Raw genomic sequence first — 1,359 nt, 5'->3', positions numbered from 1 at the left:
TGGAGTGTTATCATAAAAGTGCAGTCCCAAATTGCAAGGAAATGAGGTAAAATAAAAATAAAAAGGACTGACTAGTGATGAAAAAAGTATATAGTGCCGAAGAACGCTATGAAGCGTTGAAACTGGCAAATGAGATCGGCAACAAAGCGGCTGCAGAGCGATTAGGTATAAAGCTCGATACCTTGTACACGTGGATCAGCAAAGCTAAAACCGGAAAGGTTGGTTATTGTGATAATCCAGGGAATATCCCAATAACAGATCCCAATCGTTTAAAACAGCTCGAAAAAGAGCTTCGGGAAGCCAGAGAAGAAATTGAAATTCTTCAGGATGCGCTTGGTTTTTTTGTCAAGCGCCGAAAGAAATAGCAAAACAGCAGCGTATGTCATATATTGCCGACCGTCGAGACCGTTGGCCGGTTGCCCTGCTCTGTCGTACGCTTGGTGTCAGCGAATCGGGTTACTATAAATTTCTGCGATCAAAAAGCAAACCGGATAAGCACGCAAATCTTTTGGCGCAAATCTATGAATTAATTCGGGAAGACGAAGAAAACGCCAATTATGGTGTTCGACGTATTTATGATTATCTTCGATTAAATCGGGACTATCATGGGAGTTTAAGGACAATCTACCGCATCTGCAAAGAAAATAATCTGATGATCCGCATGAAGCGTAAACCTAATGGGATCACGAAAGCCGATGCCGAAGCGCAAAAGTCTGAAAACCTCATCAAACAGGATTTCACAGCGGAAGCGCCGAATCAAAAATGGCTTACTGATATTACGGAAATCCCCTGTAAAGATGGAAAACTTTATCTGGCACCCATTTTTGATTGTTATGACGGCAGTATCCGGGGCTTCAGGATGGATGACAATATGCGGGCAGACCTTTGTGTTGAAGCGTTTCAGAACGCCTGCAGAGATGATGGTGCCGAAGGAATGATTCTTCATTCCGATCGGGGCACGCAGTTTACCAGCCAACGCTTTCGAAAGGTATTAAAAAAAGCAAATGCCATCCAGAGTATGAGTGGCACCGGCCGCTGCTATGATAATGCCCGGATGGAAAGTTTTTTCGCAACGCTGAAAAAAGAGAAGCTCTATAAAATTAATACCAAAAGTATGCCCATGGTTGAAGTCAAAACGATTGTTTACCGCTATATCCATTATTACAATCGACGACGAATTTACAGTACAAATAATGGCTATCCACCGCTGGTTTACCGGGGGCTTTTTATCGACAATCACCAGCTCGCTGCATAGCATTTGAAGTTTTGATGATTGTTACCGACGATGAGGGCTGGCTATTCTATAGGGGCTTGGAAAATTCCTTGCGCGTTTTGACTGAACTATTATTGACAATTCCA

General features: G+C 42.9%; 2 protein-coding genes. Both read left to right on the top strand.

Features of this window, described 5'->3' with window-relative positions; translation table 11 throughout:
• Positions 1–77 precede the first annotated feature (77 nt).
• Positions 78–365 carry a transposase gene (locus tag Q7P33_RS17880; RefSeq protein ID WP_303872096.1) on the top strand — a complete coding sequence of 96 codons (288 nt, stop codon included), beginning with the start codon at positions 78–80 and terminating at the stop codon, positions 363–365.
• A complete protein-coding gene (locus tag Q7P33_RS17875) occupies positions 362–1,255 on the top strand; it encodes an IS3 family transposase (protein ID WP_303872097.1) in 894 nt (297 codons plus the stop codon). Before Q7P33_RS17880 ends, Q7P33_RS17875 begins: the two co-directional genes overlap by 4 nt.
• Positions 1,256–1,359 lie beyond the last annotated feature (104 nt).

Source organism: Acetobacterium wieringae (assembly GCF_026646375.1).
GTDB classification, from domain to species: domain Bacteria; phylum Bacillota; class Clostridia; order Eubacteriales; family Eubacteriaceae; genus Acetobacterium; species Acetobacterium wieringae_A.
This window is presented reverse-complemented; position numbering and strand designations above follow the sequence as displayed.